The sequence below is a fragment of the Psychrobacillus antarcticus genome (genome assembly GCF_029533155.1).
GTDB classification, from domain to species: domain Bacteria; phylum Bacillota; class Bacilli; order Bacillales_A; family Planococcaceae; genus Psychrobacillus; species Psychrobacillus antarcticus.
Genome location: NZ_JAIZDB010000073.1, coordinates 1 through 299, shown reverse-complemented (window position 1 = coordinate 299; position 299 = coordinate 1). Strand labels below are relative to the sequence as shown.

The following is a 299-nucleotide window of genomic DNA, read 5'->3' as shown; positions in this document are numbered from 1 at the left end:
CTTGACATCCCGCTGACCGGCCTAGAGATAGGCTTTTCCCTTCGGGGACAGCGGTGACAGGTGGTGCATGGTTGTCGTCAGCTCGTGTCGTGAGATGTTGGGTTAAGTCCCGCAACGAGCGCAACCCTTGATCTTAGTTGCCAGCATTCGGTTGGGCACTCTAAGGTGACTGCCGGTGATAAACCGGAGGAAGGTGGGGATGACGTCAAATCATCATGCCCCTTATGACCTGGGCTACACACGTGCTACAATGGACGGTACAGAGGGTCGCAACCCCGCGAGGGTGAGCAAATCCCATA

General features: G+C 56.2%; 1 rRNA gene. It reads left to right on the top strand.

The annotated features are described in order from the left end of the window. Positions 1-299, top strand: a 16S ribosomal RNA gene (locus LDK52_RS19935); the annotation flags it as partial.